This window comes from Azospirillum oryzae (assembly GCF_008364795.1).
GTDB classification, from domain to species: domain Bacteria; phylum Pseudomonadota; class Alphaproteobacteria; order Azospirillales; family Azospirillaceae; genus Azospirillum; species Azospirillum oryzae.
Map to the genome: position 1 here is coordinate 186,386 of NZ_VTTM01000010.1, position 25,157 is coordinate 211,542.

Consider the following 25,157-nt stretch of genomic DNA (forward strand, 5'->3'; position numbering starts at 1 on the left):
GTCAAGCCCCCACCCCGATCCTCACGCCGTCTCCGCCAGCTCGGAACTGTTGGCCGGGACGTTGTGGACGCGCAGGCGTTTCAGGCGGCGGGAGTCGGCGTCGACGATCTCGAACTCCAGGCCCGAGGGATGGATCAGCCGCTCGCCCAGCCCCGGCACGCGGCCGGCGATGGAAACGACCAGACCGCCCAGCGTGTCGATGTCCTCGCGCTCTTCCTCGGACAGGACCAGGCCGACGCGGTGCTCGAAATCCTCGATGGGCAGGCGGGCATCGGCGATCAGGCTGCCGTCGGGGCGCTCGACCAGACGCGGCGCCGCGGTCTCGTCATGCTCGTCCTCGATCTCGCCGACGATCTCTTCCACCAGATCCTCGATGGTGACGAGGCCGTCGATGCCACCGAACTCGTCCACCACCAGCGCCATGTGCTGGCGGGTCTGGCGCATCTGCACCAGCAGGTCGAGCACATGCATGGAGGGGGCGACGATCTTCGCCTCGCGGATGATGCCGGTCAGGTCCGGCTTCTGGCGCAGGCCTTCGGGGGAGGCGGCCTGCTTCGCCAGCAGGGTCAGCACGTCCTTGATGTGGATGATGCCGACCACGTCGTCCAGCGTCTCGCGGTACACCGGCAGGCGGGAATGACCTTCCTCGGCGACGCGCTGGACCAGGGCGGGGAAGGGGGTGTCGATGTCGACGGAGATGATGTCGGCCCGCGGCACCATGACGTCGGCGACGGTGCGGTCGCGCAGCTTCAGGATGTTGGTCAGCAGCGCCCGCTCGCCGGCGCCCAGCGAATCCTCGCCGTCCTCGCTCGCGGCATCGTCCAGGCCGGAGATCAGCTCTTCGATCGTGCCGCGCAGGGAGTTGTCCTCGCGGCCACCCCAGACGGTGCGGAGCCACCCCTTGAACAGGTGGCCCAGGGAATGGTCTTCGGCCCCGTGGTCATCACGGGGCGTGCGACTGTCGGATATCTCGCTCATCGGTCCGGCGGTTGGTGGTTGGCGGCATAGGGGTCGGCGATTCCGAACGTGGCGAGCAGCCGGGTTTCCAGCGCCTCCATCTCCTCGGCCTCGTCGTCCGTCTCGTGATCATAACCCAGCAGATGCAGAACACCATGCATCACAAGGTGAGTCATGTGGTCTTTGAAGCTTTTCCCCTGTTCGGACGCCTCGCGGGCGACCGTTTCATAGGCGAGGATGACGTCGCCCAGCATCACCGGCACGCCGTCCTGCGCTTCCGGCTCCTCCGCCTCCGTCAGGGCGAAGGACAGGACGTTCGTCGGCTTGTCCTTGCCGCGATACTCGCGGTTCAGCCTGTGGACCAGGGCGTCGTCGGCCAGCACGACCGACAGCTCGGCTGGGCCTTCCTCGTCGTCATAGGCCGCACCCAGGGCGGCGAGCGCCGCGCGCTCCGCCAACCACTCGGCATCCTCGGCCCAGTCGCCGGCTTCACGTGAAACAGTGACGTCAACCGCGCTGGTCATTCCGGATCTCCAACGATACCGGCCTCGCGGTCGTTCGTTCCGGGTTCGGAACCGGCACGGCGGGCCTGCTTGCGCGCCGCCTCGCGGGCATCGGCCTGGTCATAAGCGCGGATGATGCGGGCGACCATCGGGTGGCGGACGACGTCGGCGTCGGTGAAGCGGACGAAGCGCACGCCCTCCACCCCGCGCAGGATGTCCAGCGCGTCGCGCAGGCCCGACCGGGTGCCCGACGGCAGGTCGATCTGCGAGATGTCGCCGGTGATGACCATCCGCCCGCCTTCGCCCAGACGGGTCAGGAACATCTTCATCTGCATCGGCGTGGTGTTCTGCGCCTCGTCCAGGATGACGAAGGCGTTGCCCAGCGTCCGGCCGCGCATGAAGGCCAGCGGCGCGATCTCGATCTCGCCGGACTCCAGCCGCTTCTTCACCTGTTCGGCCGGCAGCATGTCGTGCAGCGCGTCGTAGAGCGGACGCAGGTAAGGATCGACCTTCTCCTTCAGGTCGCCGGGCAGGAAGCCCAGCCGTTCGCCCGCTTCGACCGCCGGGCGCGACAGCACGATGCGGTCGACCTGACCGGTGGTCAGCAAGGCCACCGCCTGCGCCACCGCCAGATAGGTCTTGCCGGTGCCGGCCGGGCCGAGCCCGAAGACCAGTTCGCTCTCCGCCAGGGCTTGCAGATAGGCGGCCTGGGTGGGGGAACGCGGGGTGATCGGGCCGCGCCGGCGGGTGCGCAGCGCAATCTCGGCGCGGGTGATGGTCGCCTGCGGGCCGGGGGCGCGGGGCTCCTCACTGGTCGCCACGCCGGCGAAACCGGGATCGGCGGCCGCCATGCGGACGGCGCCGTCGACCTCGCCGCCGTCGATGGTCTGGCCGCGGGTCAGTCGCAAGTACAGGCCGTTCAGCGCCGACTGGGCCGTTTCGGCGGCATCGGACGGGCCCGAGATGGTCAAGGTGTTGCCGCGGGAAATCAGCGACACGCCGAGAAGGGATTCGATGCGGGCGAGGTGGCGGTCATGCTCCCCGTACAGCATCGGCAGAAGCCGGTTGTCATCGAATTGAACGTCGATACGCCGTTCGGGCAGACCGTTCAAGCGCTTGCCTCCAAGGTTACGGCAGGCTGGAAGGAAGAGGCGGTGGTGTGTTCGCCCGTGACCACGGTGCCGGCGAGGCTGTTGGCCAGCGCCGCATCGACCCGCACCTCGACGATGCGGCCGAGCAGCCGTTCGTTCGCCTCGGCATGGACCGACTGCATCCACGGGCTGCGGCCCAGCAGCTGGCCGTCGCGGCGTCCGACGCGGTCGAACAGGACCGGCACGCTGCGGCCGATGAAGCTGTGGTTGAAGGCGACCTGCTGGGCGTTCAGCAACTGGTGCAGAGCCGCCAGGCGGGATTCCTTCAGCTCTTCGGGCACCTGGGATCCCTCGACCGAGGCCGGGGTGCCCGGACGCGGGCTGTATTTGAAGGAATAGGCCTGGGCATAGCCGATGTCGGTGACCAGCTTCAGCGTCGCGGCGAAATCGGCGTCGGTCTCGCCGGGGAAGCCGACGATGAAGTCGCCGGACATCGCCAGATCGGGCTTGGCGTCGCGCAGCCGGTCGACCAGACGGCGGTAATCGTCGGCGGTGTGCTTGCGGTTCATCGCCGCCAGGATACGGTCGGACCCCGCCTGCACCGGCAGATGCAGGTAGGGCATCAGCTGCGGCACCTCGGCATGGGCGCGGATCAGGTCGTCGGCCATGTCGCGCGGGTGCGAGGTGGTGTAGCGGATACGCTCCAGCCCGTCGATCTCCGCCAGCTGGCGGATCAGCCGGCCGAGGCCCCAGGTGGTGCCGTCCGGCCCGTCGCCATGCCAGGCGTTGACATTCTGGCCCAGCAGGTTGATCTCGCGCGTGCCGCCGGCGACAAGCCGTTTCGCTTCCGCAATGATCTGGTCGGCGGGGCGGGAGAACTCGGCGCCGCGGGTGTAGGGCACGACGCAGAAGGTGCAGAACTTGTCGCAGCCCTCCTGCACCGCCAGGAAGGCGGACACGCCCTGGCTGCCGGCTTCCTCCGGCAGGAAGTCGAACTTGGATTCGGCCGGGAAATCGGTGTTCAGCACGCTGCCGGCGGCGCGGCTGGCCTTCGCCACCATCTCCGGCAGGGTATGGTAGGTCTGCGGGCCGAAGACCATGTCGACGAAGGGGGCGCGGGCGACGATCTCCTCGCCTTCGGCCTGGGCGACGCAGCCGGCGACCGCCAGGATCATCCGGCCGTCCTCGGCCTCCGCCTTGCGGTCCTTCATCTGGCGCAGCCGGCCCAGTTCGGAAAAGACCTTCTCGGCGGCCTTTTCGCGGATGTGGCAGGTGTTCAGGATCACCATGTCGGCGCCGTCCGGCTCATCGACCGTTTGGTAGCCCAGCGGTGCCAGGACGTCCGCCATCCGGGCGGAGTCGTACACGTTCATCTGGCAGCCCCAGGTCTTGATGAACAGCTTCTTGGTCAACCCGCACCCTTCCGCTCAGAACAAAAACGAATAGCGCGCTCACGATGCTGCGTGGCGCGCGGCACGCCGTCCGTCCGGCGTCGCTCCTGAAAAGATGATATCGCGTGTGGGGCGAATCGAGTCAATCCCGCTTCGCCCCACCCATGTTTGCAAGCTTACGCTTTCCGCACTTCGGACCAAGGGCCGGAATGGTCACGCCGCGCCGGCCTGCAGGCCGTCGCGCCAGAACCAGTCGGTCCTGCGCACACGGTCAGTCCAAAGTCGCTCCGCCGCCGTCCGGCTGAACAGGGCGCTGAAAGGGGCGGGGGTGTCTCCCGCCAGGACGGGCGCATTCGCAGCCGGGGCGGCCAGCACCGAGGCCATCACCGGCGTGGCGCCGATGGCGACCTCCTGCGCGTCCGCCTGTTCCGGCTTGCCGATCATGCCGGCGGCGCCGGCCAGCGAGCCTTCGACCAGTTCCAGGCCCAGCAGCCGGCTCATGTCCACCGGACCCGGCATCTGCATGCCCAGGGTCAGGGCGCGGGAGAAACCGAACCGCTCGTAATAGGGAGCGTCGCCGACCAGGATCACCGACTTGTGGCCCAGCGCCACCGCCTTGTTCAGGCTCATCCGGATCATCTTGCTGCCCAGCCCGCTGCCCTGAAGATGGGCGGCGACCGCGATGGGGCCGAGCAGAATGGACTGGGTGGTGCCGCCGACCAGGATCGGCCAGTAGCGGATGGTGCCCACCACCACCTCGCGCCCATGCTCGTCATGCTCGATGGCGACGAGGTTCAGGGCGGGGATGGACTCGACGCCGTCCCGCAGCCGGTAGGCGGTCTTGGCGAAGCGGTCGGGACCGAAGGAGGCGTCCAGCAGGGCTTCGATGGCGGCGGCGTGCTTCGGCTCTTCGACGGTGATGATCATGCGTGGGGCTCCCGGCGGGAAGAAAGTCTTCTCAGAAGGCTTTTGGAGGGCGGATCGCGCCGCCGCCGGAAGGCCGGGGGTGTCAGGTCCCCGTTGTGCCTTTGGCGTTCGCACGCGACCCAAGGACGGCCGCAACCGCGATGCGCGGTGCGAGGCTCCGTCGTCGGATGCGAAGGACGTGCGAACGAGACATGGACAAGGCTCTTCGGCCGTTGCTGGGACTTGCGCATATATCATCGTCTCCCCCCTGTCGCAAGACCATGCAGACCCGGTGACTGCGCATGACTGTGTCCATCCCAGTGCGGGCATGTCGCATCATTGTCCGGCCGCGTTCTGGACAGTGCGGAGAGGTGACTTTATCCTGCGCTGAACCGCCGCCCGGCCGCCCGGAACCCCCAGCCGGAACCCCCAGCCGCCGGCCCGTTTTCGGCCGGCGCCGTTCATCGGACCGCCCGCCATGTACACCGCCATCACCCACGACATCCGCGTCACCGTCCAGCCCGTTTTCCTGGAAGACCAGTCGGCTCCGGCCGAGGGGCGCTTCGTCTGGGCCTATCACGTCCGCATCGAGAACGAAGGCAGCGAGACAGTGCAGCTGCGCACCCGCCACTGGCGCATCACCGACGCCATGGGCCGCGTGCAGGAGGTACGGGGCCCCGGCGTGGTCGGCGAGCAGCCGGTGCTGGAGCCGGGCGACCATTTCGAATACACCAGCGGCACCCCGCTCGGCACGCCGTCCGGCATCATGGCCGGCACCTATGGCATGGAGGGGGAGGACGGGCGCGCCTTCGACGTGACCATCCCGGCCTTCTCGCTGGACAGTCCGCACCAGCCGATGCAGCTGAACTGATCCAGGATCGGGACGCGGACAAATAATACAATGGAATGTGTGTGGATATCTGGGGAAATTAACACGCACCTTTGACAATCCGCATGGCTGTCCGTACTTTGTCCATCGCTTGACGGTCATAGGTCGGACCCTATCTACGGACTTATGAATGGCGCCAGGAGACGAAAACCGGGCGGAAACGGAAAGGCGGGCGCCGCCACTCCGTTTATTGATAGCTCCTTTTCGTCTTACGAGCCGTTCGGTTGATCCGCCGAGGCATCGGCTCCGTACTGACGCCAGACACGATGGGCGTGTTGCGCGACGGCCGTCGGATTGCGGTCATCGGCTTCGCGCAGGGTGTTTCCCAGTTATGGAAAGGATGTTCCCGTGACGGCTACCAAGACCCCGCACGCCAAGCCCCCGGTCGCCGACAACGTGCTTCGCGGCCCCGGCCTGTCCCGGCCCGACGCCGTCGCCCGTCCGTCCCGCACCGAGGCGGAAGAGGCCGTGCGCACCCTGATCCGCTGGGCCGGCGACGACCCGGCGCGCGAAGGGCTGGTCGGCACGCCGGACCGCGTCGTCCGCTCCTACGAGGAATTCTTCGCCGGCTACGGCATCGACCCGGTCGAGATCCTGTCGCGCACCTTCGAGGAGACCGACGGCTATGACGAGATGGTCGTGCTGCGCGACATCCGGGTGGAGTCCTACTGCGAGCACCACATGGTGCCGATCATCGGCAAGGCGCATGTCGCCTATCTGCCGCGCCGCCGCGTCGTCGGCATCTCCAAGTTGGCGCGCCTCGTCGAGGCCTATGGCAAGCGCCTGCAGATCCAGGAGAAGATGACGGCGCAGATCGCCAACACCATCGACGAGGTCCTGCAGCCCGAGGGCGTGGCCGTTGTGGTGGAGGCGCAGCACCAGTGCATGACCACCCGCGGCGTCCACAAGACCGGTGTGACCATGGTGACCAGCCGCATGCTGGGCGCCTTCCGCACCGACCCGTCGACCCGCCGCGAATTCCTGACGATGATCGGCAACCCGTCCTCGCGCGGGATGGAGTGAGGTCCGGAGGGCTTTACACCCGTAACGCCGCCTGCCAAGCTCCCGCCGCTGTTTGTCAGTGAGCGGTGTGGAATTCGGGGTGTGAGGTATGGCGGCGAAGGTGACACCGGCGGTCAACGCGGCGAAGGCGGCTGGCGTCGCCTTCCGGCTGATGGAGTATGAGTACGATCCGTCGGCCGACGCCATCGGACTGCATGCGGCCGAATCGCTGGGGCTCGACCCGGCCATCGTCTACAAGACCCTGATCGTCCAGCTGGAGCCCAAGGCGCTGGCCTGCGCCGTGATTCCGGTCGCGGCCAAGCTGGATTTGAAGGCCATCGCCGCGGCGGCCAAGGCGAAGAAGGCCGACCTTGCCGACCCGGCGCTGGCGGAAAAGACCACGGGCTTCCTGGTCGGCGGCATCAGCCCGCTGGGCCAGAAGAAGGCGCTGCCGACCTTCATCGACGCGAGCGCCGAAGCGCTGCCGGAAATGGTGGTGAACGGCGGTCGGCGCGGCCTGCAGATCGTGCTGTCCCCGGCTGATCTGGAGAAGGCGACGAAGGCTGTGGTCTGCGCCATCGTCGCGCACTGAACGCCGCGAACCGAATAAGCTGCGGGCGGAAGTGGTGACCCCGGCAGGACTCGAACCTGCTGCCTCAAGTTTAGGAAACTCGCGCTCTATCCTGATGAGCTACGGGGCCACTTGCGCCGCACCTTAACGGTTTCGCCCGCAAGGTGAAAGTGGCTTTTGGTGAATGTGCCGCTTCGCCGTATCAATCGGAATAACGTTCCTCCAGCCACGGATCGGCGTGGTTGTTGTAGCCGCGGACCTCCCAATAGCCCTTGCGGTCTCCGGCCAGCAGTTCGATCCGCTTCACCCACTTGGCGCTCTTCCAGAAATACAGCTTGGGCAGCACGATCCGCACTGGGCCGCCATGGTCGCGGCTGATCGGCTGGCCTTCCCAGCTGGTGGCGAGCAGCACGCCGTCGTCGTCGAAGTCGGACAGGGCGACGTTGGTGGTGTAGCCGTCGAAGGAATGGAAGACGACGAAACGCGCCTCCGGCTTCGGCCGCGCCAGCTCCAGCAGGCGGCGGGCGCTGACGCCCTCCCACCGGTTGTCGTAGCGCGACCAGGTGGTGACGCAATGGATGTCGGAGACGAAGCTGTCCTGCGGCTGAGCCCGGAAATCCTCCCAGGTCCAGGACAGCGGGTTCTCCACCAGCCCGTCGACGGCGAGCGTCCAATTCGCCGTCGTCACCTTCGGTGTGATGCCGAGGTCCAGCACCGGCCAGTCGGTCACCAGACGCTGGCCGGGCGGCAGCCGGTCGCGCGCCGGGTCGGCGGCACGACCGGTCAGCGCGCGGCCGTCGCGCGCCCATTGTTCCTTGGTGGCGACCAGCTTGTCGCGGATGGCGCCATCCCGTTCCACCTCCCGGTCCGGCTCTTGGTCCGGGTTTGGGCCGGTGGGGCCGTCAGATCCGGCGGGCGTATCGTTCATGGCTTGACCTCTTCTGCATTTCCGGCTTAGCCGGCGGGGCTCCCGCTTAAAAAAGGAACAGCCGGTCGGGTTGGCAAGCGGAAGCGGGAGAACTAACTTCCCGAGGCCCGGCATATTGGAGCCATAGTTCCGCGCCAGGGTTCCGCTTTGCCGCCTTTTGCCACCGCTTTCCGAAGACCAGCCGAGTGATTTGCCGATGATCCGGTCCGCAACGCCTGCCGCACCCGCCCTTGCACGGGGCTGGCGTTTGTTCCTGTCCGGCGGTTTCGCCGTCCTGCTGCTCGCGACTCTGCTCGCCGGGGCAGGGCTGGCGGGGTCCGCCGCGCTGGCCGCGTCGCCGGCGCCGGCCGCCGCCGCCCCGACCGCCGCCCCGGCCACCGGTGCCGCCGCTCCCGCCGCTTCCGCCGCCCCGGTGGTGGTCGACGAGGGGACCGTGCAGCAGCTGGAGGCGCTGGTCGGCACTCTGGAGAACCAGGATGCGCGCACCCAGCTGGTCAGCCAGCTGCGCAACCTGATCGCCGCCCAGCGCGGCCTCGCCCAGGCCAAGGAGGCGGAGGGCGAGTCGGCGCTGCCGCAGACCCTCGGCGCCCGCGCGCTCTCCTTCCTGGCTGCGCGCATGGATGTGGTCAGCCGCCAGCTGGTGCAGGTCGCCAACGTCTTCTCCGACCTGCCGGGGGCGCTGTCCTGGGTCCAGCGGCAGGCGCAGGACGACACCGCCCGCGAACGCTGGGTGCAGATCGGCATCCGGTTGGCGATGATCCTCGGCATTGGCGCCGCTGCCGCCCGCGGCATCGGCTGGCTGCTCAGCCGGCCGCGACGGGCGATGGCCGCCCGCCATGTCGGCTCCACCCTGCTGCGCATCCCGATGCTGCTGGGCCGCGCGGTGCTGGAACTGGCGCCGATCCTCGGCTTCATCGTCGTTGCCTACACCATCCTGTCGGTGACGGAGCCGGCGCCGCGCGTGCGGCTGGTGGCGCTGGCGGTGGTGAATGCCACCGTCATCACCCAGGCGTTGCTGATCCTGGTGCGGATGCTGTTCGCGCCCGATGCGCCCAACCTGCGGCTGGTCCACACCAGCGATGCCGGCGCGCGCCGCTGCTATATCTGGTCACGCCGGCTGATCGCGGTTGCGGTCTACGGCTATTTCCTGGCGGAGGGCGCCTATGTGCTGGGCCTGCCGCTGGGCGCCTACGGCGCGCTGCTGAAGCTGCTGGGCGTGGTGATCGCCGGCATGCTGATCGCGCTGATCCTGCAGAACCGCGTCGGCGTCGCCGATTGGATGCGCGGCAACCCGCTGTCGGGCGACGGCGACCCGCTGGCGACCGCCCGCCGCGAGGCGGAAGGGCAAGGGGCGGTCCTGCGCACCGCGCGCCGCCGCTTCGCCGAGATCTGGCACGTCCTTGCCATCCTGTACGTCGTGGTGACGCTGGGCGTGTGGGTGCTGAACGTCTATGGCGGGTTCGAGTATCTGGCCCGCGGCACCGTCGTGACCGTGCTGTCGGTGGTGGTGGCGCGGCTGCTGGTGACCGGGCTGAATCGGACGCTGCGCCGTGGCCTGACGATGAACCGCGAGCTGGCCGGCAACCTGCCGCAGCTTCACACCCGCGCCTTCCACTATCTTCCCATCGTCCAGCGCATCGGCAAGGTCATCATCTGGCTGGTGGCGCTGGGCGTCGCCCTGAACGGCTGGGGCATCGACACGCTGGGTCTGGTGGAATCCACCGCCGGACGCCGCGTCGTCGGCAGCGCCATCTCCATCGGCCTGCTGCTGGCCGGCGCCATCATCGCCTGGGAGGTGGTGAGCGCGCTGATCGAGCATCTGCTGCGCGCCACCGACAAGAACGGTACCCGCATCGAACGCAGCGCCCGCATGCGCACGCTGCTGCCGCTGCTGCGCAACGCCTTCCTGATCCTGCTGGTGACGATGGTGTCGCTGATCACCCTGTCGGAACTGGGCGTCAACATCGCGCCGCTGCTGGCCGGTGCCGGTGTCGTCGGTCTGGCCATCGGTTTCGGATCGCAGACGCTGGTCAAGGACATCATCACCGGCCTGTTCATCCTGTTCGAGGACACGGTGTCGGTCGGCGACGTGGTGGATGTCGGCGGCGGCCATTCCGGCACGGTGGAGGCGATCTCCATCCGTTCCATCCGCCTTCGTGACGGGGCCGGCGCCGTCCATTCCGTACCCTTCAGCGCCGTCACCACCGTGAAGAACATGAGCAAGGACTTCTCGGTCACCCTGTTCACCGTCACGGTGTCCAACCGCGAGGATCCTGACCGCATCATCGCCGTGCTGAAGGAAACCGGCGCCGAGGTGCAGGCCCAGCCGCAGTTCGCCGCCGATATCCTGAACCCGCTGGAAGTGCTGGGCGTCGACAAGCTGTCCGACACAGGCATCAACATCCTGGCCCAATTCAAGACCCGCCCGACCCGCCAGTGGGGGGTGACCCGCGAGTTCAACCGGCTGCTGAAGAAGAAGTTCGACGAGCTGGACATCGCCATGCCGACCCAGTCGATGCAGCTGGTCGTCGGCCAGAGCCCGCACGACCGTGCGCTGGCGGAAGCGCTCAGCCAGGGGTCCTGACTGTCGAGGTCCGAACCAAGGGCCAGGCTCCGACTGTCCCGGAAAGGGAACCGCCCGGCTTTGCCGGGCGTTTTCCTTTGTCCGTCCGATGAATCGGAGCTGCCGCAAAATGCTCAGCGATGCCTTTTCCCGTTTTGCCCGCTGGATGGAGCGCCAATCCGGTCGGCCGGGTGCGTTCGTCACCGCCTTCGCGGTCGTGCTGGTCTGGGGCCTGACCGGGCCGCTGTTCCACTTCTCCGACACATGGCAGCTGGTGATCAACACCGGCACCACCATCGTCACCTTCCTGATGGTGTTCATCATCCAGAACGCCCAGAACCGCGACACCCAGGCCATCCACCTGAAGCTGGACGAACTGATCCGCGTCACCCATTCCGCCCGCAACGGCATGATCGACCTGGAGGAGATGCCCGACACCGAGTTGGCGAAGGTGAAGCGCAGCTTCGAACACCTCGCCAAGACGGCTGAGTGCCTGGACCACCGCATCGACGAGAAGGTGGAACGCGCGGTCGAGCGTGAGGTTGACGAGGAACTGGACGAACGCGGGCTGCCCGATCCGGCGGATCGGCGATAAAAGATTTTCCGGCGGATCGGCGGTAGGAGGCCCTTACCCCGCAGGGGCCGGCGGGCAGGGCGGACGGCGCCAGGCGCGCAACGCATCGTCCAGCGCGCGGGCGAAGGTGGAGCGTTCGGCCGGCGACAGGAAGGACCCGACCCCCACCGACTGGCCATGCGAACTCAGCGTGACCTGCCCGGCCGGGCCGCGGCGGTCGTGGTCGGCACGCTCGTCGTGGGTGATCCGCAGCCAATAGGGATGGAAGCACCAGCGGCGCTCCGGCGCCTTCCAGTGGACGCGCTGCACCGTCAGCGCGCTTTCGGTCAGCTGCACCCGCTCATACTGGCGGGCGGAGCGGTAGCTGACGCGGAAGGCCAGCCACAGCGCCAGCACGTCCAGTCCGCAGAAGGGCACCACCGGCCAGGCGCCATGGGATACGAAGATGCCGGCGACGATCAGGTTCATCACCACCACCACGCCCATCAGGATCCGGAAGCCGGTGCGGCCCAGGCTGCGGTGCGGATGAAGGATGGCGTCGAAGAACACGCGCACGGCACCGCTTCCGCCGCCGCTCTCCGCAGGGGCGGGGCCGTCGCCGGGCTGGCCATCAGGCTGGGGGCCGCTGATGTCGATGGGCATGGCCGCATCCTAACCCAGCGGAGGCCGGCAAAAAACCGTGCGGAAGTCGGGGTTATGCCGCCTTGGACACCATCGGCACCGCGCCGCCGTTCAGCACCCAGGCCATGGCGCTGTCCATTCCGGTGAAATCGGCCCCTGATTGACCGGTAGCGGAGAAATTGGCGGCCGGTCCGCCGTCAAGCTCCCCGGCGAGGTCGCCTTCGGCCGGCGTCACCTTGGCCTGGACGAAAATCCGCGCCTGATCGTCGGTGCCGGCGGCGATCATCGCATCGGCCATCACCGAGGCCCAGTTCCAATCGGTCATCACCACCGCGCAGCGCAGTTGGCCGCAGCGTCGCGCCAGTCTCATCAGGGCGACGAGGATCTCCGGCCGGAAGCCATCGGCCTCGAAGCGGTCGAACTCGACGAGGCTGCTCCATGGCGTGCCGCGGGCGCCCAGGTTGGCGCATTGCACCTCCACCTGCCGGGCGACGGCGTCGCGCTGCTCCATCGACAGGGTGCCCTGCAACCGGACATGCAGGCCCCAGTCCTTTGTTTCCACAAGATAAGACGCGCTCATTTCAAAATACCCTTATCCGATCCGAACGCCACAACCAGGGTGATCCATGGTTCGATTGACGGCGTTCAAACGGTGTCTTGGCAGTCAGCAAATCATACGCCACTGCCGAAGGAGCCGGAAAGCGGTATTCCTGCGACCAAATCTGTTGGATTGACGTCAATTACTCCAATTTTTGTCGCAAATTGCGACGCAACGCTGCAGTTTGGACACCGACTGAAGACTGGGGCTCAAGACCGGCCGCCCTCCGATCGTGACGGCACGTCCGGCCTCTGGCGCAAGCCCGGCCGTTGCGGCTATGGTGGCGGCCATGAAGCCCGCCGCCGTCCAGGAATTCTTCCGCCGCCTGTCCGCCGCCAACCCGGAACCCCGGAGCGAGCTGGAATACGTCAATCCTTACACGCTGCTGGTCGCCGTGGTGCTGTCGGCCCAGGCCACCGATGTCGGCGTGAACAGGGCGACCGGTCCACTGTTCAAACTCGTCACCACGCCCCAGCAGATGGTGGCGCTGGGCGAGGAAGGGCTGCGCCAGTACATCAAGACCATCGGCCTGTTCAACACCAAGGCCAAGAACGTCATCCGCCTGTCGGAACTGCTGATCGAACGCCATGGAGGCGAGGTGCCGCGCGACCGCGAGGCGCTGGAACAGCTTCCCGGCGTCGGCCGCAAGACGGCGAACGTCGTCCTGAACGTCGCCTTCGGGGAGGAGACCATCGCGGTCGACACCCATATCTTCCGCGTCGGCAACCGCACCGGGCTGGCTCCCGGCAAGACGCCGGACGCGGTGGAGGCGAAGCTGCTGAAGGCGGTGCCGAAGCTCTACCGCCGCCACGCCCACCATTGGCTGATCCTGCACGGCCGCTATGTCTGCAAGGCGCGCAAGCCCGACTGCCCGATCTGCCCGGTCGCCGACCTCTGCGGCTTCAAGGACAAGATCATCGCCTGATCCTTGACGGGAAACGCAAAACGCCCGGCATGGCGGAAGCCGGCCGGGCGTTGCTTTGCGTGCCTTGCGCTTCGAATAGGCGTGTCAGACGGCCTCGGCCGCCGGAACCTGCCCGACGGGAGCCTGGGCCGGCGCCTGAACCGCGGCCGGGGCCGGAGCGGCGGCGAGCTTCGCGCTGTACAGCTGGATGTCGCCGATCAGCTGGCCGCCGGCATCGACCGCCAGCTCGCCGAAGCGGATCGAGCCGGTGATCCTGCCGGTGGAGCGGACGGTCAGACGGCCGCGGACGGAGATGTCACCCTCGAAGCGGCCGGCGATGTCGGCCTCCTCGATCTCGACGGAGCCCTTGAACAGGCCGCTCTCGGCGATCTCGACCGAGCGGCCTTCGCGCAGCTTGGCCTCGACCGTGCCCTCGACCACCAGCACGTCGCAGGAGCCGATCTCGCCGGTCAGGGAGATGTCGCGGCCGACGGTCAGGCGGCGCTGCTCCGGCATGGCGGGAGCCATCGGGGCCTGGGCGACCGGAGCCTGCACGGGGGCCTGGGCGGCGGGCGCCGACGGGGTGGCGACGGGGATCGACGGCTGGCGCGGGGCGGAGCCCGGCATGTCGACGACCCGGCGCGGCACGTCGGGCTTGAAGCCGGCACCCGGCATGGACGGCGCGGACGGGGGCTTGGGGATGCTGTTCATGTCGGGTCCCTTCGAGGCGGAAGGCATGTCGGGATAGGCCGGAGAGGCGCTCTGCGGATCGGTCAGGGCGTGGGCCATGCTGGGTGCGGCGGCTCCGGCCGCCACTGGAGATACCGGGGCGGATGCCGGATAGTGTCCAGGAGCCTGCGCCGGATTGTTGAGGGAGGCGAGCGGCGACGAGACGGCGCCGGGCTCGGCCGGGGTGTACGGACGGACACCCGGCTGCGGCGGGACGGGGCTGTCGGCCTTGGGAGCGGCGGGCGGTGTCTTTCGTCCGAACAGCATGAGCGGTTCCCCCAATCTGGACATGCGGGTGGCGGGATGGCCTGGAAGTCGAAAGGCCCGGTGCCGGAAGCGCGCCGCCGTGAAGGCGGACGCCACAGTCGGTGTCCGGGCGGCCGGTTTCCGGGCAGGCGATGGCGTGCGGCCGTGCCGCCTAGCGGCGTATCACGGTCGTCCGGCCCGCCGCAAGGGGAGCCGACATGGACTGTAGGACATGAACCATGAAGGCGCTGGCGACGACCGGGACCAGCAAATTGACGAAGGGGATTGTCGAAAGGAAGGCAATGAGGGTTCCGGCCAAAAAAGGTTTCAGGGGCCGGGCCCGCCGCATCGCCCGCGCCGTGGCGCGGTCCATCCGGCGGTGCGCCACCATCTCGAAATACTCCCGCCCCAGCAGGTAGCCGTTGACGGTGTAGAAGACGATCAGGTTCAGGCCGGGCGCGAAGATGTAGACCGGCAGCGCCAGCAGGTTGATCGCCAGCACCAGCAGCAGGAACCGCAGCGCCGTCGCCAGTTCCTCCATCCAGCCGGCATGGCGCGGGGCGGGCAGGGCGGGGTAATGCCGCGCCTCCACCCGCTCCACCACCTCGTCCAGGAAGAAGCTCGACACCGTGCCGACGGTGGCCGGGAACAGCAGCCACGCCAGGACCAGAACTCCCAGACCGCCCAGCACGTCGATGGTGGCGTCGACCCAGCCGTAACCGGTCAGCGGCGTCACCGACAGCGCCCACCATGCGCCGCCGGCCAGCAGGGCATAGGCGATCACCGAAACGAGCACCCCGGTCCACACCACCTGGCGCACGCGCGGGTCGGACAGCTGGGCGAAGGCAAGCACGAGGGCGCGGATCATCGGCGGTCCGTAGGCGGTTGGGGCAAGGGCGCGCGGCCGCCCGCATATCTACGGTGGCCGGGCGCCGGGTTCCAGTCCCCCCTTCCGCCATCCCCTCAGGCCACGGGGCTGAATACCAGCGCCGCGTTGGTTCCGCCGAAGCCGAAGCTGTTCGACAGGACGTGCCGGATGCGCCGTTCCTTCGGCCGCAGCGGGACGAGGTCGAGGTCGCACCCTTCCGACGGCGCCTCCAGGTTCAGGGTGGGCGGCGCCACCTGATCGCGCAGCGCCAGGATGGCGAAGATCGCCTCCACGGCGCCCGCCGCTCCCAGCAGATGGCCGGTCGCCGACTTGGTCGATGACATGGAAAGGCCGGCCGCCGCCGGACCGAACAGGCGCTTGACCGCCACGATCTCCACCGGATCGCCGGCCGGCGTGGAGGTGGCGTGAGCGTTGACGTAGTCGATGGCGTCCGGCGCCAGCCCCGCCCGTTTCAGCGCGGCGCGCATGGCACGGAAGGCGCCGTTGCCGTCCTCCGCCGGCGAGGTGATGTGGTAGGCGTCGCCCGACAGGCCGTAGCCGGTCACCTCGGCGTAGATCCTGGCGCCGCGCCGTTTGGCATGCTCCAGCTCCTCCAGCACCAGCACGCCGGCCCCTTCGCCCATCACGAAGCCGTCGCGGTCGCGATCCCAGGGGCGCGACGCGCGGGCCGGGTCGTCGTTGAAGCCCGTCGACATCGCGCGGGCGGCGCAAAAGCCGGCAATCCCGAGCCGGCAGATCGCCGCCTCGCTGCCGCCGGCCAGCATGACGTCGGCATCGTCCATGGCGATCAGCCGGGCCGCGTCGCCGATGGCGTGCGCCCCCGTCGCGCAGGCGGTAACGGCGGCATGGTTCGGTCCGCGGAAGCCGTGGCGGATCGAGACATGACCCGACGCGAGATTGATGAGGGTCGACGGCACGAAAAAGGGCGAGATGCGGCGCGGCCCCTTCCCGTGCAGGGTCAGCGCCGCCTCCGCCAGCCCCGGCAGGCCGCCGATGCCGGAGCCGATCATCACCCCGGTGCGCTCCTGCGCCTCCGCGTCGGTCGGGCGCCAGCCTGAATCGGCCACCGCCTCGTCCGCGGCGGCGAGCGCCAGCAGGATGAAGCGGTCCATCTTGCGCTGGTCCTTGGGTGGCACCACCGCATCGGCGTCGAGGGCGGCCCCGAAGGCTTCGTCCGCGCTTTCCGGCACCTGGCCGGCGATGCGGCAGGGCAGGTCGGCGGCATCGACCCCGCTGACCGCCCGAATGCCGCTCCGCCCGTCCAGCACGGCGCGCCAGTTCGGCACCACGCCGGCCCCGAGCGGGGTGACAGCGCCCAGACCGGTGACCACGACTCGTCTCATTCGGTTTCGTCCTTTGCAGGGATCGTGAATTCCGGACGCAGCCGCTCCGGCCGAACCGCTTCGCCCGTGGTCCGGTCGATCAGCACCGGTTCGACGGGCAGGCCGGTCTCGCGGTCGACCAGCCGGAACGCTCCGCCGGGCAGCAGCCAGCGGCTGCCCCAGTCGGCCATGGCGACCAGAACCGGCAGGAAATCCCGTCCCTTGTCGGTCAGATGATAGCCATGGCGCAGCGGGCGTTCCTGGTAAGGCCGCTTTTCAAGCAGCCCGGCCTCGACCAGGGCCTGCAGTCGCCGGGTCAGCATGTTGGTGGCGAGTCCGATGCTGCGCTGGAACTCGTCGAAGCGGGTCAGGCCGCGCATCGCATCGCGCAGGATAAGCAATGACCACCATTCCCCGACCTCGTCGAGGCCGCGGGCGATGGGGCAGGGGACGTCGGTCAGCCGGGTGCGTCGCATGGCGGCGACTGTCGCACAGTCACTTTCATCATGCAAGTTACTGGCGGACGGTTCGACTTCGGAGACCATCGACGGTGCTTCCAGGAGCCGCACTTGTGATGCGGGCAGCGGCGGCTATACTCGCGCCGCAATTTTGCCCTTACCGCAAGACCCCTCAGGAGAGCCCATGGCCACGTCCACCCACGATGCCGCCTACGACGTCACCGGCATCGGCAACGCCATTGTGGACGTGATCGCCCACGCCGACGACGCCTTCCTCGCCGCCAACACCATCGAGAAGGGGGCGATGACACTGATCGACGCCGCCCGGGCGGAGGAGCTGTACGGCCGGATGGGTCCGGGCGTCGAGGTTTCCGGCGGTTCGGCCGGCAACACCATGGCGGGCATCGCCATGCTCGGCGGGCGCGGCGCCTATATCGGCAAGGTCGCCAAGGACCAGCTGGGCGACGTGTTCCGCCACGACATCCGGGCATCCGGCGTCGCCTTCGACAGCGCGCCGCTGCTGGGTGGGGCGCCGACCGCGCGCTGCCTGATCCTGGTCACCCCGGACGCCCAGCGCTCCATGAACACCTATCTCGGCGCCTGCGTCGAGCTGGGACCCGAGGACATCGACGAGGCGCTGATCGCCGGGTCGCAGGTCACCTATCTGGAAGGCTATCTGTGGGACCCGCCCCGCGCCAAGGAGGCCTTCCGCAAGGCGGCGGAGATCGCCCACGCCGCCGGCCGCAAGGTGTCGCTGTCGCTGTCCGACAGCTTCTGCGTCCATCGCCACCATGCCGAGTTCGTCGATCTGGTGGAGCGCCATGTCGACATCCTGTTCGCCAACGAGCACGAGATCGGCGCCCTCTACGGCACCGACAAGTTCGAGGATGCGCTGGCGGCGGTGAAGCGTCTGGGCAAGACCGCGGCGCTGACCCGCAGCGAGAAGGGCGCCGTCATCGTTTCCAACGGCGAGGTGGTCGAAGTGGCGGCCGAGCCGGTGGAGCGGGTGGTCGACACCACCGGCGCCGGCGACCTCTATGCCGCCGGCTTCCTGTTCGGCCATACCCGCGGCCTGCCCCCGGCGGTGTGCGGCCGTCTCGGCGCCGTCGCCGCGGCGGAGATCATCAGCCATGTCGGCGCCCGGCCGGAGGTGAACCTGCGCGAGCTGGTCACCGCCAAGGGCCTGCTGGCGTAAGCCATCCCCCGAGGCGCGATTTGCGCGTCAAATCGCAAAGACGTTGCCGGCCGCATTGCATTCTGCAACTGCGGCCGGTCCCGTTTTGGGGGGTCAATTCAACTGGTCATCGATCACGGGACGGTCCGGCACCGTGGTCCTGGCGCACAGCAGCGCCATCGCCGTTCCGCTGTCCGGGGCGGCCACCGCCCAGCGATCCGGCCGGTCCGGCCGCGGGACGCTCAGCAGCCACAGCCGGTCCTTCTCGCCGAAGCGCTCATTGAAAAGCGTGTATTCGCGCGGCCCCTGCCGGCGCAGGTCGTTCAGCCGGGTCTGCAACTCCACCGCCTGGGCATTGCGCACGCCGATGGCCTCTTCCAGCTGGCGAAGCTCGGTTTCCTGGCGTCGCAGGTCGCGGCGCAGGGAGTCTGTGGTCTGGGTCAGCTCCGTCCGTCCCTGATGCAACTGCGAGCGGCGGCGCTGGACGGCGGCGATCCGGTTGCCGATCCGCAGGATGGATACGGTGATCCAGCTGAGGCAGGCCATCAGGATCACCATTTCCAGCACGAGCAGCAGCGGCGTCTGCGCGCTCATCGTCCCTCCGCTCCTTCGGCACGCTCCTTGCGTGCTTGCGCCGGCGTTTCAGCAACGGGCATGCCAAGATCGGCTGCGCGAGCGTCGGGGCGATAGGCCGGGCGATGGGCCGAACGATGGAGTGGTGATGGAGGCGGTCCGGACGATCCTCGACTCGGCGGTTCCGCTGGTGGCGGCCCTGGCGGTGCTGTGCCACCTGTGCTGGGTCGGCATCCGGCGCAGCTGGGACCGGGTCGCCGGGTTGGACCGGCTGCGCCAGTCGGTGGTGCCCCTGAAGGAACGCCAGCGCGTGGAGACCGAGGCGCTGGCCGACCTGACCTGCCGGCTGGAGGAGGCGAGGGGCCGGCTGTCGGCCGGCGAACAGCGCGTCGGCCATCTTCAGCGCCAGATCGATGCGGTGGACAAGGAGCCGCCGGTCTTCCTGCACATCCTGGGCACGTCCGGCGGCAACCGCAGCACCTTCCGGGCGGAAGTGCAGTACGACACCGCGGTCGCCACCGCCGCACGGGCCGCCGGAAAGCCGGTGAACCCGGTCTGGCGCTATGACAACCGGGTGCTGGTCCATGCGCTGGACCTGCAGTCCGCCCGGCGCGAGGCGGAGCACCTCTTTCCGCACAAGGCCGGCTTCAAGGTCTTTTTCCATGCGCCGGTGCCCTGATAGCTCCCCCTTGCACCGGGATTCTAGCCCCAAAGGCCGGCTCTGCGGTCTTCCGCCACAGCATCGGCTCGGGTAAGCTGCCGGTCCCGCCGCCCATCCTGAACATCCCGACAGATTGCCCAATCATGCAAGTCTACCTGCCGATTGCCGAGATGTCGGTCAACGCGCTGCTGGTGCTCGGCATGGGCTGGCTCGTGGGGTTCCTGTCGGGGATGTTCGGCGTCGGCGGCGGGTTCCTGATGACGCCGCTGCTGATCTTCATCGGCGTTCCCCCCGCCATCGCCGTCGGCACCCAGGCCAACCAGCTGGTCGCAGCCAGCGTGTCGGGCGTTCTGGCCCATTGGCGGCGCGGCAACGTCGACGTCAAGCTGGGCGTGGTGATGCTGGGCGGCGGCGTGGTCGGCACCGCGGTGGGGGTGTGGATCTTCGGCATCCTGCAGCGGCTGGGCCAGATCGACATCGCCATCACCCTGTCCTACGTCTTCTTCCTGGGCACCATCGGCGGGATGATGCTGGTGGAAAGCAGCCGCGCCATCCTGCGCCGCCGCGCGCCGACGGCGAAACGCGGCAAGCTGCACCGCCACATCTGGCTGCACGGCCTGCCCTTCAAGATGCGGTTCCAGCGGTCGAAGCTCTACATTTCCGCCCTGCTGCCGGCGGGGATCGGGGCGATCGGCGGCATGCTGGTGGCGATCATGGGCATCGGCGGCGGCTTCCTCCTGGTGCCGGCGATGATCTATCTGCTGAACATGCCGGCCGGGCTGGTCGCCGGAACCTCGCTGTTCCAGATCATCTTCACCACCGCGGCGGCGACCCTGCTGCAGGCCGCCACCAACCAGACGGTGGACGCCATGCTGGCGCTTCTGCTGCTGATCGGCGGCGTGATCGGCGCCCAGTTCGGAACGAAGGCGGGCAGCCGCCTGCGCGGCGAGACCGCCCGGCTGGCGCTGGCGACCATCGTCGTGGCGGTGGCTCTGAAGCTGGCCTGGGACCTGTTCTCCCGTCCCGACGACCTGTTCACCCTGACCACGGGATTGCGATGATGGCGGGGGTGATGAAACGCCGGCCGACCAGGCGCATGCTGATCCAGGGCGCCGCGGCGCTGGCCGGGCTGCTGCTGGGCGGCACGGTGGCGGCGACGGTGTGGGCGCAGCAGCTGGTCGCCGACCTGTCCAGCCATCTGATCGCCATCACCACCGGCTTCACCGGCACGGAGGTCGTGCTGTTCGGCACCACCGACGGGCCGGGCGACGTTGCCATCGTCGTCACCGGCCCGCGCGGCCCCGCCACCGTCCGCCGCAAGCAGCGGGTGGCCGGCATGTGGATGAACACCGACAGCGTGCGCTTCGAGCAGGTGCCGAGCTTCTACACGGTGGCGGTCAGCCGGCCGCTCGACCAGTTGGTCGGCCGCCCGGTGCTGGAACGCCAGCAGCTGGGGTTGCCGCAGCTGCAATTGCCGGCCGACGCCACCCTGCCGCCGGACGAGCTTGCCGCCTACCGCAGCGCGCTGATCCGCAACAAGCAGCGCCAGGGGCTGTACGCAATTTCCATGGGACAGGTCGCCTTCCTGGGCGAACGGCTGTTCCGCACCAACATCTATTTTCCGGCAAACGTTCCGACCGGGCTGTACAATGTCGAAGCCTTGCTGATTCGTGACGGCGACGTGGTCAGCGCCCAGACCACGCCGCTGGTGGTGTCCAAGATCGGGTTCAGCGCCGAAGTGTCGGACTTCGCCCGCAACCGCCCGGTCATCTACGGGGTGGCCGCCGTCGTCGGCGCCATCGCGGCCGGCTGGGCGGCCGGCGCCGCATTCCGCCGGATCTAAGCCGAGAGGGTGATCGAGATGAGCGACGCGACGCAGTCCACGACGCCGGAAACGCCCGCCCAGCCGCCGGCTCCCAAGCCGGTGCGCATCTTCCTTGTGGTGGTCGACGACAGCCCGGAGCTGAAGGTGGCGCTCCGCTATGCCTGCCTGCGCGCCCGCAAGTCGGGCGGCAAGGTGGCGCTGCTGACCGTCCTGGAAAAGGGCGAGATGCAGCATTGGCTGGCGGTGGAGAACCTGATCCGCGAGGAACAGCGCGCCGAGGCGGAGCAGATGCTCCAGAAGCTGGCGCGCGAGGTCAACCAGCTGACCGGCACCCTGCCGGCGCTCTATGTCCGCGAAGGCAACCGCACCGAGGAGGTGCTGGCCCTGATCGGGGAGGAGCCGAGCATCTCCATCCTGGTGCTGGCCGCCGGCACCGATCCGGAGGGCCCCGGTCCGCTGATCTCCTACTACACCGGGCGCGGCCTGGGGCGCCTGCGCATCCCGCTGACCATCGTCCCCGGCGGGCTCAGCAACGAGGCGCTGGACGCGATCACGTAAGTGGGGGCACGCAGGTAAGGATAGGCGCCGCAGGGACAGGCCGCGCATGCCGGATGCCGAATACCCACACAAGCGGGGTCCTTGATCCGCCCGGCGTTTCGGCCCAAATTTCCACCCAATCGTTCCGCGTCCCGATCCCGGGCGCGCCGGCGGTTCCAATCCGCCGCCGATGGAGGACCAGACCATGTTCATTCAGACCGAGCAGACGCCCAACCCGGCGACTCTCAAGTTCCTGCCGGGGCGTGACGTGCTCGGACGCGGCACCGCCGACTTCACCAGCCGCGAGGATGCCGCCCGTTCGCCGCTCGCCCAGCGCCTGTTCGAGATCGAGGGCGTCGTCGGCGTCTTCCTGGGCGCCGACTTCATCACCATCACCAAGACCGACGCGCGCGACTGGTTCCTGCTGAAGCCGTCGATCCTCGGCGTCATCATGGAGCATTTCACCGCCGACCGCCCGGTCCTGCTGGAAGACGGCGGCGACGGCCATGCCGCGGCGTCGAACGCCGATGACGAGGAGATCGTCGAGCAGATCAAGGAGCTGCTGGACACCCGCGTCCGCCCGTCGGTTGCCCAGGACGGCGGCGACATCACCTTCCAGGGCTTCGAGAAGGGCGTCGTCTATCTGGCGATGAAGGGGGCCTGCTCCGGCTGCCCCAGCTCCACCGCCACGCTGAAGCACGGCATCGAGAACATGCTGCGCCATTACATCCCCGAAGTGGTCGAAGTCCGCTCGGTCCAGTAATCCGCTCTCCGGTTATGCCGGTCCGCCCTTGATGCGGCGGGCCGGCATTCCCATGCTGGCGGGATGATCATCTCCGCCAGCTACAAGACCGACATTCCCGCCTTCTATGGGCGCTGGTTCCTGAACCGCCTCGACTCCGGTTATTGCCGGATGGTCAATCCCTATGGCGGCCAGACCTACCGCATCGACCTGACCCGGCCGGCGGTCGACGGCTTCATCTTCTGGACCAAGAATCTGGGACCGTTCCTCGGCGCGCTCGACAGCGTGGCGGAGCGGGGTTTTCCTTTTATCGTACAGTACAGCGTCACCGGCCTGCCCACCGCGCTGGAACGCTCGGTTCCCGATTGGGAGACGGCGGCCGGCCATATGGCGCGGGTGCGCGAGCGCTGGGGACCGCGGGCGGCGGTCTGGCGCTACGACCCGATCGCGCTGACCGACGCGACCCCGCCGGACTGGCACCGCGAGACCTTCGCCCGGATCGCGCGGGCGCTGCGCGGGGTGACCGACGAGGTGGTGGCTTCCTTCCTCCAGCCCTACCGCAAGACCGCCCGCAACCTCGCCGCCGCCGGCATCGGCTGGAGCGATCCTGAGGCGGAGGAGAAACGGTCGCTGCTGGCGGATTTGGCCGGGACCGCGGCGGGGGAGGGAATGGCGCTGACGCTCTGCACCCAACCGGAACTGGTCGGCACACTCGGCACGGCGCCGGCCCGCTGTGTCGATGCGGTGCGGCTGTCGGATGTCGCGGGGTATCCGGTGGCGGCGCGGGAGAAGGGAAATAGGCCCGGTTGCCTGTGCGCCGAAAGCCGTGACATCGGCGATTACGACAGCTGTCCGCACGGCTGCGTCTACTGCTATGCCGTTGCCGACCGTGGCAAGGCCCAGCAGCGCTTCGCCGCGCATGATCCTGAGGGGGAGTTTCTGGTGGCGCGGCGGTCAGCCACCGCCTGAGAGTGACGGCCCCGCCCGTCCAGGCGGGGCCGCTTCCCTCACGCTACTGAACGCAGGCGATGGTCGCCGGCCAGATCGGCAATGCTGACGATGGGCAGATCGTGCTCCACGGCGAAGGCAACCAGCTCCGGCAGGCGGGCCATTGTGCCGTCGGGGTTCATCACCTCGCACAGGACACCGGCGGGCTTGCGGCCGGCCCGGAACATCAGGTCGATGGTAGCCTCGGTATGGCCGCGGCGGGCGGCGAGGCCGCCGGGATTGGCGCGGATCGGGAAGACATGGCCCGGCCGCGCTAGGTCCTCGGGCCGGCAATCTTCAGCTATGGCCGTTCGGATGGTGGTGACGCGGTCGGCGGCCGATACCCCGGTGGTGACACCGGTTCGGGCCTCGATCGACACCGTGAAGGCAGTGCCGAAGCGGGCGCTGTTGGCCGACACCATCGGCGGAAGATCGAGCCTTTCCAGTCGTTCTTCCGGCAGGATCAGGCAGACGATTCCGCTGCAGGTCCGGATCAGGAAGGCCATCTGGTCGATGGTGATGGCATCGGCCGGGTAGATGATGTCGCCTTCGTTCTCGCGGTCGTCATCGTCGACTACGATGACTCCGCCGCCCTTGCGGATGCGCTCGACTGCGAGGGCGATCCGCTCTTCCGGCGTACCGAAACGGGAAAGAAGGCCATCATGGGTCTGGGGCTGATTCATGGTTCTCACTCCAAAAATTGGGCGAGCCTGAATCAGGGCGCAAAAGAGATCCCCCGGCATCGGGAAGCAATGCATCCACGGTGTCGGCGCAAGCCATCGCCGGCACCCCGGCCCAGGCTTTACGCCCGGCATGGGTGGCTGCGTAGCTAGCTCATTCTCTTCCATCCGGACTGTAACCGTCGGCCCCGGCCTTGCACCGGGTCTGCTGTCCCCGTGGCGGGTGCCACGGGCGCTCGCGGGCTCCCCTTCAGTTGAAGGGATACCGCCGGTCGGGAGTTTCACCCTGCCCTGAGAACAAGCATATGTCGCCGCCCTTTTGCGGACGGCGGCCTCAGCTTCGTGGGCGGAGTGGTGTCTGTCAAGGGTGCGGGTGACGGGTGCGCACAGGCTTTACGGACAAACCTTCCGCACCGTCTCGACCAGCTTTTCCGGGTTGAACGGCTTCACCAGCCAGCCGGTGGCGCCGGCTTCGCGGCCGGCGGACTTCTTGGCTGGGTCGGCCTCTGTGGTCAGCAGCAGGATCGGGGTGGTGCGGTTGAGGGCCGAGCCGCGGATGGCGCGGGTCAGCGCCAGCCCGTCCAGACCCGGCATGTTCAGGTCGGTGATGATGCAGTCGAACTTGCGCTGGTTGACCAGGGCGAGGCCGGCATTGCCGTCCGACGCCTCCGCCACCTCATAGCCGGCGCCTTTCAGCGTGAAACCGACCATGTCGCGGATGGTCTTGGAATCGTCGACGGTCAGGACGCTCTTGGGCATGGAACGCGGCTCCGGTTGCTCGGCCGAAAGGAATAAGGGAAAGGCCTAGGCAATTTCCCGGCGACCGTCAACCGCTG

At 68.4% G+C, this 25,157-nt stretch carries 28 protein-coding genes, 1 tRNA gene and 1 riboswitch; of the genes, 13 read left to right on the forward strand and 16 right to left on the reverse strand.

Translation table 11 applies throughout. The features are described from left to right. Nucleotides 1–21: 21 nt before the first annotated feature. From FZ938_RS23555 to FZ938_RS23575, 5 genes are all read right to left on the reverse strand, one after another. The gene (locus FZ938_RS23555; RefSeq protein ID WP_149200855.1) at nt 22–978 is read right to left on the reverse strand and encodes a hemolysin family protein; all 957 of its coding nucleotides are present in this window, start codon (nt 976–978) and stop codon (nt 22–24) included. Continuing rightward, nucleotides 975–1,481 carry an rRNA maturation RNase YbeY gene (gene ybeY, locus FZ938_RS23560; RefSeq protein ID WP_149200856.1) on the reverse strand — a complete coding sequence of 169 codons (507 nt, stop codon included), beginning with the start codon at nt 1,479–1,481 and terminating at the stop codon, nt 975–977. Before ybeY ends, FZ938_RS23555 begins: the two co-directional genes overlap by 4 nt. Then, nucleotides 1,478–2,572 (reverse strand): PhoH family protein, encoded by a 1,095-nt coding sequence (locus FZ938_RS23565; protein ID WP_149200857.1) that lies wholly within the window; start codon nt 2,570–2,572, stop codon nt 1,478–1,480. The genes ybeY and FZ938_RS23565 overlap by 4 nt, the downstream gene beginning before the upstream one ends. Then, nucleotides 2,569–3,963 (reverse strand): tRNA (N6-isopentenyl adenosine(37)-C2)-methylthiotransferase MiaB, encoded by a 1,395-nt coding sequence (gene miaB, locus FZ938_RS23570; protein WP_149200858.1) that lies wholly within the window; start codon nt 3,961–3,963, stop codon nt 2,569–2,571. The genes FZ938_RS23565 and miaB overlap by 4 nt, the downstream gene beginning before the upstream one ends. Before the next feature lie 192 nt (nt 3,964–4,155). Then, entirely contained in the window at nt 4,156–4,869 is a 714-nt protein-coding gene (locus tag FZ938_RS23575) for a GNAT family N-acetyltransferase (RefSeq protein ID WP_149200859.1), read from the reverse strand. Nucleotides 4,870–5,326: 457 nt separating this feature from the next. Between FZ938_RS23575 and apaG the strand changes: the two genes are divergently transcribed. From apaG to ybaK, 3 genes are all read left to right on the forward strand, one after another. After that, entirely contained in the window at nt 5,327–5,719 is a 393-nt protein-coding gene (apaG, locus tag FZ938_RS23580; protein WP_149200860.1) for a Co2+/Mg2+ efflux protein ApaG, read from the forward strand. A gap of 414 nt (nt 5,720–6,133) precedes the next feature. After that, on the forward strand, nt 6,134–6,760 hold the full coding sequence (gene folE / locus FZ938_RS23585; RefSeq protein WP_174757361.1) for a GTP cyclohydrolase I FolE: 627 nt from the start codon (nt 6,134–6,136) through the stop codon (nt 6,758–6,760). A gap of 88 nt (nt 6,761–6,848) precedes the next feature. Next, a complete protein-coding gene (ybaK, locus tag FZ938_RS23590; RefSeq protein ID WP_174757198.1) occupies nt 6,849–7,331 on the forward strand; it encodes a Cys-tRNA(Pro) deacylase in 483 nt (160 codons plus the stop codon). Between the two features lie 32 nt (nt 7,332–7,363). On the opposite strand, the gene FZ938_RS23595 is transcribed toward ybaK, so the two are convergent. Further along, nucleotides 7,364–7,440 (reverse strand) — tRNA-Arg (locus FZ938_RS23595). Nucleotides 7,441–7,512: 72 nt separating this feature from the next. Continuing rightward, entirely contained in the window at nt 7,513–8,238 is a 726-nt protein-coding gene (locus FZ938_RS23600) for a sulfite oxidase-like oxidoreductase (RefSeq protein ID WP_211101148.1), read from the reverse strand. A gap of 196 nt (nt 8,239–8,434) precedes the next feature. On the opposite strand from FZ938_RS23600, the gene FZ938_RS23605 reads away from it, so the two are divergent. Then, complete coding sequence (locus tag FZ938_RS23605) at nt 8,435–10,822, forward strand: mechanosensitive ion channel domain-containing protein (protein ID WP_149200861.1); 2,388 nt, start codon at nt 8,435–8,437, stop codon at nt 10,820–10,822. A 109-nt stretch (nt 10,823–10,931) separates the two neighbouring features. Next, the gene (locus FZ938_RS23610; protein WP_149200862.1) at nt 10,932–11,396 is read left to right on the forward strand and encodes a low affinity iron permease family protein; all 465 of its coding nucleotides are present in this window, start codon (nt 10,932–10,934) and stop codon (nt 11,394–11,396) included. A 33-nt stretch (nt 11,397–11,429) separates the two neighbouring features. Here FZ938_RS23610 and FZ938_RS23615 read toward each other — a convergent pair whose 3' ends face one another. After that, on the reverse strand, nt 11,430–12,017 hold the full coding sequence (locus FZ938_RS23615; RefSeq protein WP_149200863.1) for a DUF2244 domain-containing protein: 588 nt from the start codon (nt 12,015–12,017) through the stop codon (nt 11,430–11,432). 52 nt (nt 12,018–12,069) lie between these two features. Continuing rightward, nucleotides 12,070–12,576 (reverse strand): hypothetical protein, encoded by a 507-nt coding sequence (locus FZ938_RS23620; protein WP_149200864.1) that lies wholly within the window; start codon nt 12,574–12,576, stop codon nt 12,070–12,072. A gap of 307 nt (nt 12,577–12,883) precedes the next feature. On the opposite strand from FZ938_RS23620, the gene nth reads away from it, so the two are divergent. After that, nucleotides 12,884–13,519, forward strand: a complete 636-nt coding sequence (gene nth / locus FZ938_RS23625) for an endonuclease III (RefSeq protein WP_149200865.1) — start codon at nt 12,884–12,886, stop codon at nt 13,517–13,519. 84 nt (nt 13,520–13,603) lie between these two features. Here the strand turns inward: nth and FZ938_RS23630 are convergent, their stop codons facing one another. The 4 genes from FZ938_RS23630 to FZ938_RS23645 form a co-directional block, all read right to left on the reverse strand. After that, a complete protein-coding gene (locus tag FZ938_RS23630) occupies nt 13,604–14,494 on the reverse strand; it encodes a bactofilin family protein (protein WP_149200866.1) in 891 nt (296 codons plus the stop codon). 151 nt (nt 14,495–14,645) lie between these two features. Beyond that, nucleotides 14,646–15,341 (reverse strand): EI24 domain-containing protein, encoded by a 696-nt coding sequence (locus tag FZ938_RS23635; RefSeq protein WP_149200867.1) that lies wholly within the window; start codon nt 15,339–15,341, stop codon nt 14,646–14,648. A 95-nt stretch (nt 15,342–15,436) separates the two neighbouring features. Beyond that, nucleotides 15,437–16,705, reverse strand: a complete 1,269-nt coding sequence (gene fabF, locus FZ938_RS23640; protein WP_149200868.1) for a beta-ketoacyl-ACP synthase II — start codon at nt 16,703–16,705, stop codon at nt 15,437–15,439. Continuing rightward, on the reverse strand, nt 16,702–17,160 hold the full coding sequence (locus FZ938_RS23645) for a winged helix-turn-helix transcriptional regulator (protein WP_149200869.1): 459 nt from the start codon (nt 17,158–17,160) through the stop codon (nt 16,702–16,704). The genes fabF and FZ938_RS23645 overlap by 4 nt, the downstream gene beginning before the upstream one ends. Nucleotides 17,161–17,326: 166 nt before the next feature. Between FZ938_RS23645 and FZ938_RS23650 the strand changes: the two genes are divergently transcribed. Beyond that, entirely contained in the window at nt 17,327–18,337 is a 1,011-nt protein-coding gene (locus FZ938_RS23650; protein WP_149200870.1) for an adenosine kinase, read from the forward strand. Between the two features lie 93 nt (nt 18,338–18,430). Here FZ938_RS23650 and FZ938_RS23655 read toward each other — a convergent pair whose 3' ends face one another. Beyond that, nucleotides 18,431–18,910 (reverse strand): hypothetical protein, encoded by a 480-nt coding sequence (locus FZ938_RS23655; protein ID WP_149200871.1) that lies wholly within the window; start codon nt 18,908–18,910, stop codon nt 18,431–18,433. A 127-nt stretch (nt 18,911–19,037) separates the two neighbouring features. Here FZ938_RS23655 and FZ938_RS23660 point away from each other — a divergent pair, with 127 nt between their 5' ends. From FZ938_RS23660 to FZ938_RS23685, 6 genes are all read left to right on the forward strand, one after another. Further along, nucleotides 19,038–19,568: a hypothetical protein gene (locus FZ938_RS23660; protein WP_149200872.1), complete on the forward strand. Its 531-nt coding sequence runs from the start codon at nt 19,038–19,040 to the stop codon at nt 19,566–19,568. 125 nt (nt 19,569–19,693) lie between these two features. Beyond that, nucleotides 19,694–20,611, forward strand: a complete 918-nt coding sequence (locus FZ938_RS23665; RefSeq protein WP_149200873.1) for a sulfite exporter TauE/SafE family protein — start codon at nt 19,694–19,696, stop codon at nt 20,609–20,611. 11 nt (nt 20,612–20,622) lie between these two features. Then, nucleotides 20,623–21,393, forward strand: a complete 771-nt coding sequence (locus FZ938_RS23670) for a TIGR02186 family protein (protein ID WP_246457620.1) — start codon at nt 20,623–20,625, stop codon at nt 21,391–21,393. An 18-nt stretch (nt 21,394–21,411) separates the two neighbouring features. Beyond that, complete coding sequence (locus tag FZ938_RS23675) at nt 21,412–21,933, forward strand: universal stress protein (RefSeq protein ID WP_109074873.1); 522 nt, start codon at nt 21,412–21,414, stop codon at nt 21,931–21,933. A 184-nt stretch (nt 21,934–22,117) separates the two neighbouring features. Beyond that, entirely contained in the window at nt 22,118–22,675 is a 558-nt protein-coding gene (locus FZ938_RS23680; RefSeq protein WP_085090767.1) for a NifU family protein, read from the forward strand. A gap of 63 nt (nt 22,676–22,738) precedes the next feature. Beyond that, nucleotides 22,739–23,623 (forward strand): DUF1848 domain-containing protein, encoded by an 885-nt coding sequence (locus FZ938_RS23685; RefSeq protein ID WP_149200874.1) that lies wholly within the window; start codon nt 22,739–22,741, stop codon nt 23,621–23,623. Nucleotides 23,624–23,661: 38 nt separating this feature from the next. On the opposite strand, the gene ribB is transcribed toward FZ938_RS23685, so the two are convergent. Next, a complete protein-coding gene (gene ribB, locus FZ938_RS23690) occupies nt 23,662–24,324 on the reverse strand; it encodes a 3,4-dihydroxy-2-butanone-4-phosphate synthase (RefSeq protein ID WP_109149747.1) in 663 nt (220 codons plus the stop codon). A gap of 149 nt (nt 24,325–24,473) precedes the next feature. Further along, a riboswitch (FMN riboswitch) is annotated at nt 24,474–24,624 on the reverse strand. Between the two features lie 90 nt (nt 24,625–24,714). Continuing rightward, nucleotides 24,715–25,080, reverse strand: coding sequence for a response regulator (locus FZ938_RS23695; protein WP_149200875.1), 366 nt, complete (start codon nt 25,078–25,080; stop codon nt 24,715–24,717). Between the last annotated feature and the right edge of the window lie 77 nt (nt 25,081–25,157).